The organism is Bradyrhizobium sp. 62 (assembly GCF_023073035.1).
GTDB lineage: Bacteria > Pseudomonadota > Alphaproteobacteria > Rhizobiales > Xanthobacteraceae > Bradyrhizobium.
Window position 1 is genome coordinate 337,274 of the sequence record NZ_JADPIT010000015.1, and the last position, 6,764, is coordinate 344,037.

Sequence of the window (6,764 nt, forward strand, 5' to 3'; positions counted from 1 at the left end):
GGTTTACAACCGCTGAATGTCGTGCGCTCGCAGATCGAATTGTGTTTCGTGCTTGCTTTGAAATCGAATCGAACGGAAGACGGTCCGGCAACAGGGGGCGCGATTCAAATGCAGCACGATCCGAACGGTGCGTCTTCAGTCACCAGCACCATGGGCACGACGACATTGTCGCGCCGCCAATTGCTGGATCGCGGTCTCAAAGCGGGCGCGTTGTCGCTGTTCGCAGGTGCAGCGAATGCCCAGCACGCCGTGCACGACCATGCAGGCACGTCCCACACCGCGGACATGTCGCCGACCATGGGAATGATCGCTGATACGCCCGTTCCCGCCATGGACCAGCCGTTGCTCGAGCCCGAGGTGCGGCGGTCCGTCAATGGCGTGCTGAGCACGACCTTGCGCGTCGGCTATGCCTATCGCCAGATCGGCGGCGTCCGGCTCTATGTCAGGTCCTATGAGGGCGGCAGCCCCGGCCCGACCTTGCGCATGAAGCCCGGCGATACGCTGCGCATCAAGATGATCAACGATTTGCCGCCGAACCGCGATGGATTGCCGGCCGACATCAGTCATCCGCACCAGTTCAACAACACCAATTTCCATTTCCACGGCGCGCATACCAGCCCGAGCGGGATTTCCGACAACGTCATGCGCTCGATGGCGCCGGGCCGCAGCTACAACATCGAAATAACGCTGCCGGCCGATCACACCAGGGGCACCTACTGGTATCACCCACATCACCACGGCAGCGCTGACATCCAGATGTCCTCCGGCATGGTCGGCGCCGTCGTCATCGAGGGCGATTTCGCCGAAATTCCAGAGATCGCGACCGCCCGCGAACGCCTCATGGTGCTGACCCAGGTGGTCTACGATGCCAATGGCATGGTCGAGAATTTCGAGACGCTGTTTCCCGAGACTGCGACGCGCTTTCTCGCCATTAACGGCCAGCGCCGGCCAATGATCGAGATGCGGCCCGGCGAGGTGCAGCGCTGGCGCATCCTCAATGCCGCCTATCAGGACGACATGCTGCTCGACCTGGAAAAGCACGATCTGCAAGCGATCGCCTATGACGGCATCCAGCTCGGCGCCATGCAGCCGCTCAAGCAGGTCCTGATCGCGCCCGGCCAGCGTGCGGACATTCTGGTGAAAGCAGGGAGCCCCGGCACCTACGCCTTCAACGCCTCGCCCTACGACCAGGGCCATCCTTCGCCAGTGGGACCGCTGGCGCGGGTTGTGGTCTCAGGCGCGCCGATGGACATGAAGCTGCCGCGGGCCCTGCCGCCGGCGCCGCTCGCGACCATCAAGGACTCCGAGATCACCAACCGCCGCAAGGTGGTGCTGTCGGCGACCGCGCCGGAGGCCGATGCCGCCGGCCATTGGCAGGAATTCGAGTTCTTCGTCGACGGCAAGAAGTTCGACCCCGGCCGCATCGATCAGCGGGTCAAGCTGGGTGCGGTCGAGGAGTGGACCATCGTCAACACCCATGAGCATGACGACCACGTGTTCCACATCCACACCAACCCGTTCCAGGTAATCTCGGCCAATGGCAAGGCGCTGGCGGTGCCGGAATGGCGAGATTCCGTGATCGTGGAGCGCAAGGGCGGCCAGGTCGTGTTCCGCTCGCGCTTCATCGATTTCACCGGCGTCTACATGCTCCACTGCCACATGATGAACCATGAGGAGATGGGCATGATGCAGACCGTGGAGGTCTACAAGGCCTAAGCTGCGGGTCGAATTGCGCGAATTCGGCGGCGCGCGGGGCTGATCCGGGTCCGGCCGGGCTTCCCCTGGCGGCCGGCATGGCCTATGACGCTGCAACGCAACAATCCCCCAAAAAGACCCCATGATCCGCCTCGACAACGTCAGCAAGCAAGCCGGCCACCAGATCCTGTTCATCGAAGCCTCCGCCGCCCTCAACAAGGGCGAGAAGATCGGCCTCGTTGGCCCGAACGGTGCGGGCAAGACCACGCTATTCCGGATGATCGCCGGCGAGGAACTGCCCGACGAGGGGCAGGTCTCGACCGATCGCGGCATCACCATCGGCTATTTCAACCAGGACGTCGGCGAGATGGCCGGCCGCAGCGCCGTGGCCGAGGTCATGGACGGGGCGGGACCGGTGAGTGCGGTGGCGGCCGAGCTGCGCGAGCTCGAGACCGCGATGGCCGATCCCGACAAGGCCGACCAGATGGACGAGATCATCGCGCGTTACGGCGAGGTGCAGCACGCGTTCGAGGAGCTCGACGGCTACGCGCTCGACGGCCGTGCGCGCGAGGCGCTGTCCGGCCTCGGCTTCAGCCAGGAGATGATGGACGGCGACGTCGGCAAGCTCTCCGGCGGCTGGAAGATGCGCGTGGCGCTGGCGCGTATTCTCCTGATGCGTCCCGACGTCATGCTGCTCGACGAGCCGAGCAACCATCTCGATCTCGAAAGCCTGATCTGGCTGGAGAAGTTCTTGCACGATTACGAAGGCACGCTGCTGATGACCTCGCACGATCGCGAGTTCATCAACCGCGTGATCTCGAAAGTCGTCGAAATCGATTCCGGATCGCTCACCACCTACGCCGGCAATTACGAGTTCTACGAGCAGCAGCGGGCACTGAGCGAGAAGCAGCAGCAGGCGCAGTTCGAGCGCCAGCAGGCCATGCTCGCCAAGGAGATCAAGTTCATCGAGCGTTTCAAGGCGCGCGCCTCTCATGCGGCTCAGGTCCAGAGCCGGGTGAAGAAGCTCGACAAGATCGAGCGGGTCGAGCCGCCGCGCCGCCGCCAGACGGTGGCATTCGACTTTCCGCCGGCGCCGCGGTCGGGCGAGGACGTCGTGGCGCTCAAGAGGGTGTTCAAGGGCTACGGCAGCAAGCGCATCTATGACGGGCTCGATTTCATGATCCGCCGCCGAGAACGCTGGTGCGTGATGGGCGTCAACGGCGCCGGCAAATCGACGCTGCTCAAGCTCGTCGCCGGTGCGAGCGAGCCGGACGAGGGCACGGTCGCGGTCGGCGGCAGCGTCAAGATGGGCTATTTCGCCCAGCACGCGATGGATTTGCTCGATGGCGAGCAGACGGTGTTCGAGTCACTCGAATACGCGTTTCCGACCGCGGGGCAGGGCTCCCTGCGCGCGCTCGCCGGCTGCTTCGGCTTCTCCGGCGACGACGTCGAGAAGCGCTGCCGCGTGCTGTCAGGCGGCGAGAAGGCGCGCCTGGTGATGGCGAAGATGCTGTTCGACCCCCCGAACTTTCTGGTGCTGGACGAGCCGACCAACCATCTCGATCTCGCCACCAAGGAGATGCTGATCGCAGCGCTGTCGGATTTCGAGGGCACCATGCTGTTCGTCTCGCATGACCGGCATTTTCTCAGCGTCCTGTCGAACCGCGTGCTGGAGCTGACGCCCGAGGGCATCCACCAGTTCGGCGGCGGCTACACCGAATATGTCGCGCGCACGGGGCAGGAAGCGCCGGGATTGCGGAGCTAGTTCTTGCTCTTGCCCTTGCCCTTGCCCGCGATCGCGGCGATTGCCTCGATCTCGTTGGTCCAGATCCCGCCGGAATAGCCTTGCGGGAGCCGGGCAAAGAGCTCGGGCGTATCGATGCCGGTGGAGAACTCGCCTCCGCTGTAGGGACCGAGCACGAACACTGCGCTGTTCGCGCTCTCCATGCGCGCGAGGAAGCGGTCAGGCCAGCCCCATAGAAAGGGCGCGATATTGATCGGCACCAGCACCATCGCGTTCCGACAGGATGCCGGCACCAGGCCGGTCCAGCCGTAGCCGATATAGCCGATCAGGCAGCTTCGGATTGCCGCGCGCGAGATCGTGCGAACTTCCGGGGTAAGGCGACGCATCATGTCGATGGGCTCGTCGCCGCCATAGACCATGATCGTCCGGCGGCGCTCGGCCGGCAGCGCGTTCAACACCGTGGCAAGTTTCTCGCCTTCGTATGCGTCGCGGCTCTTCACGTTGATGAGCAGCTTCCTGTCAGGGAAGGCGGCGAACACTTCCGACAATTTCGGCATCATCCCGATGCCTTTGCCGCGAAACGGAAATGTCTTGCCGCCGTCGGCGGTGTAACCATAGCCGATGTCGAGCAGCTTCAGCCTCGCCATGCTTTGCTCGCGCGTCACGCCGTGGCTGTCGGTGCGGCAATCGAGCGTCCAGTCGTGGAAGACGGCAAACTCGCCGTCGGTGGTCGGGTGCACGTCGAGCTCGACCACATCCGCGCCGGCGTCGAAGCTTGCCCGCATCGAGCGAACAGTGTTCTCCAGATAGTCGTGTGTCGGCGGCAACATTTGTGCGGCGGTGCAGGTGTCGTTCTTCACATCGCGCTCATCGAAGCGCTGCGCCATGCCGCGATGGGCAAGCAGCACCGGCTTGCCGTCACGATGAGGCGCCAGCAGACTCGTGTTGTTGACGTAGATGCCCAAGGCGACGGCGATGATGGCTGCCGTCGCGATTCTCAGTTTCGTGCCCACCGATTCTACCCCCATTCCGCGATCACCGTCGGCGGCGTTTGGGGTTGATTTGCGGCAATCGTCACGCAAGGGGACGGCTCTGCGCCTTCCGGCTTGAACGGTCCGATGCCGCCCGCTACGCTGCTTTAAAAGCTGGGGTGGAACGCGCATGAAGCAGCTGCGGATCGGCGACATCACCATCGATGCGGTGATCGAGCGGGAGGGGCCGTGGCGGCGGCCGCAGGATTTTTTCCCGGCCTATGACGAGGGTGTGTTCAAGCACCATCTGCCGACGATGGAGCCGGAGGTGTTCGACGCCGCGCGAGGCATGATGGTGATCACCTATCAGACCTTCGTGGTGCGCACGCCGCGCTACACCATCCTGGTCGATACCTGCACCGGCGAGGACAAGGGCCATCCGCCGCCGTTCGATTTTCCGGGCAAGGAGCGCTGGCGCAACGAGCTGTTCGCGCTCGGCATCGGCTTCGAGCAGATCGACTACGTCTTCTGCACCCATCTTCATATCGACCACACCGGCTGGAATACGACCTTGCGCGATGGACGCTGGGTGCCGAATTTTCCGAATGCGAAATACGTCTTCCACAAGGGTGAATATGCGGCCTGGGAGGCCGAGCATGCCAAGGGCAGCAATCCGCCCGGCACCGTGTTTCGCGACAACTGCCTGCCGATCGTCGAGGCCGGACAGGCACTGCTGGTCGATGACGATTACGCGCTCGACGACACCGTCACGCTGACGCCGACGCCGGGGCATTCGCCCTGTCATTGCTGCGTGAACATCTTCTCGAAGGGCCAGCGCGCGGTGGTGGCCGGCGATCTCATGCATCACCAGATCCAGTGCCGCGGGCCGGACTGGTCGGCCAAGCCGGATTGGGATGCGAAGCAGTCGGCGGTGTCGCGGCGGAAGTTTTTTGCTTCCGTCGTCGACACCGACACGCTGATCCTGCCGATCCATTTCCCGGCGCCGACGGTCGGGCTGATCAAGCCGTTCGGCGCCGCCTTCGACTACCGTTTCAAGCGGGAGTAGGGCGACCGGACGGTCTAGTACGTGAAGAACATCCGCTGGATTTCCTTCGTGTCGGTCGTCTTGGTCAGCGCCAGCATCAGCAGAATGCGTGCCTTTTGAGGATTGAGCGTATCCGAGACGACGAAGTCATGCTCGTCGTCCTTGGCCTCGCCGTTGCGCGCGACGATGCCGTTGCCGACCCGGCTGCTGCGCACGATCACGACACCCTTCTTGCGGGCCTCGTCGAGCGCCGGCTCGACCGCGGGACGAGCCAGGCTGCCGTCACCGACGCCGGCATGCACGATCCCCTTGGCCCCGGCGGCGACAAACGCGTCGATCGCGACCCGGTTCATGTTGGCGTAGCCGTAGACGATGTCGACTTGCGGCAGGACATCGAGGCTGGAGACGTCGAATTCAGAGTCCGCCGTGTGCCGCCGCGTCGATTGACGATAGAAGAACGGCTTGTTGCCCTGCATGTAGCCGAGAAAGCCGAGTTCAGGCGTGCGGAAGGTGTCTGCCGTCGAGGTGTTGTTCTTGGTCACATCGCGAGCCGCGTTGATCTGATCGTTGAGAGCAACGAGTACGCCCTTGCCGACGGCCTCGTCGCTGCCTGCGAGGATCACCGCATTGAAGAGGTTGATGGGCCCATCCGCGCTGATCGCCGTCGACGGCCGCATCGCGCCGACGACGACGACAGGTTTCTTGCTCTTGACGACGAGATCCAGAAAATAGCTGGTTTCCTCGATCGTATCGGTCCCGTGCGTGATCACAATGCCATCGACGTCGTCCTGCGCGAGCAGCGTGTTGACGCGCTTTGCGAGCTTGAGCCAGTAGTCATTGTTCATGTTCTCGCTGGCGATCTGGAAAACCTGCTCACCCTTGACGTTGGCCACCGTTTTCAGCTCGGGGACGGCGTTCAGGAGCGTCTCAATGCCCACCGTCGCGGCGGTGTAGCCGACCACGGTGGTGCTGCTCGCCCCGCTGCCGGCGATCGTGCCGCCGGTTGCGAGCACCATGACGTTGGGAAGTCCCGGGCCCCTCGCATGCGCGACGTCAAAACTGATGAGCAACGCGAAGAGCACGCTCATTATCGCCATCGTGTAATCACGCACTCGAAACTGCAACATCTCGACCACCCTTTGCTGGAAGATTCGTTGGTGCGCCCCGGTTCGCTCAGCGCTGCATGTTCCGCTAGCCGAGGCACTCTGTCTAGGGTGGCGACGATTTTGCTCTGCGCGCTCGGTGCGTGCGAGAAGAGGCAAACGGTCTTTGCCTCTGTTATTCAGAGACAAAAACGTGGATGCCCGGG

General features: G+C 63.5%; 5 protein-coding genes. 3 read left to right on the forward strand and 2 right to left on the reverse strand.

Going from position 1 to position 6,764, the window contains the following annotated elements; all coding sequences use genetic code 11:
- Positions 1-108: 108 nt before the first annotated feature.
- Together IVB47_RS11965 and IVB47_RS11970 are read left to right on the forward strand one after the other, a co-directional pair.
- The gene (locus tag IVB47_RS11965) at positions 109-1,716 is read left to right on the forward strand and encodes a multicopper oxidase family protein (protein WP_247461744.1); all 1,608 of its coding nucleotides are present in this window, start codon (positions 109-111) and stop codon (positions 1,714-1,716) included.
- 121 nt (positions 1,717-1,837) lie between these two features.
- On the forward strand, positions 1,838-3,460 hold the full coding sequence (locus IVB47_RS11970) for an ABC-F family ATP-binding cassette domain-containing protein (RefSeq protein ID WP_027569745.1): 1,623 nt from the start codon (positions 1,838-1,840) through the stop codon (positions 3,458-3,460).
- Here the strand turns inward: IVB47_RS11970 and IVB47_RS11975 are convergent.
- Positions 3,457-4,467, reverse strand: a complete 1,011-nt coding sequence (locus IVB47_RS11975; protein ID WP_247461746.1) for a glycerophosphodiester phosphodiesterase family protein — start codon at positions 4,465-4,467, stop codon at positions 3,457-3,459. The two genes, IVB47_RS11970 and IVB47_RS11975, sit on opposite strands and share 4 nt — an antisense overlap.
- A gap of 133 nt (positions 4,468-4,600) precedes the next feature.
- Here IVB47_RS11975 and IVB47_RS11980 point away from each other — a divergent pair, with 133 nt between their 5' ends.
- A complete protein-coding gene (locus tag IVB47_RS11980; protein ID WP_247461748.1) occupies positions 4,601-5,476 on the forward strand; it encodes an MBL fold metallo-hydrolase in 876 nt (291 codons plus the stop codon).
- A 14-nt stretch (positions 5,477-5,490) separates the two neighbouring features.
- Here the strand turns inward: IVB47_RS11980 and IVB47_RS11985 are convergent.
- Positions 5,491-6,764, reverse strand: a 1,274-nt coding sequence (locus IVB47_RS11985; RefSeq protein ID WP_276576866.1) for a type II asparaginase, incomplete at its 5' end; no start/stop codon positions are given.